Annotated in this window: 1 protein-coding gene; it reads left to right on the top strand. The window is 71.4% G+C overall.

The window, feature by feature from the left end:
• On the top strand, positions 1-245 hold a 245-nt coding region (locus CVH10_RS23345; RefSeq protein ID WP_219925061.1), incomplete at both ends, for a cytochrome c1.

Here is a 245-nt window from a genome sequence, read left to right as displayed (position 1 = left end):
CGCCCCCTATCCGCACGCCACGGCGGCGGCGGCGGGCAACGGCGGGGCGGCTCCGCCCGAGCTGGCGGTGATGGCCAAGGCCCGTCACGACGGGGCCAACTACATCTATTCGCTGCTGTCGGGGTATCGGAACCCGCCGGCGGGCCTGACCATCCGCGACGGTCAGCACTACAACCCCTATATGGCCGGCGACCTGACGCCGTTCTGGGACGAGACCAAGGGCCATGTGCCGCCCGGCGGCTTCA

Source organism: Halomonas sp. ND22Bw, from assembly GCF_003011945.1.
Taxonomy (GTDB): Bacteria; Pseudomonadota; Gammaproteobacteria; order Pseudomonadales; family Halomonadaceae; genus Halomonas; species Halomonas halophila.
The sequence above is the reverse complement of the archived record's forward strand: the minus strand, read 5'-3'. Positions and strand labels throughout refer to the sequence as shown.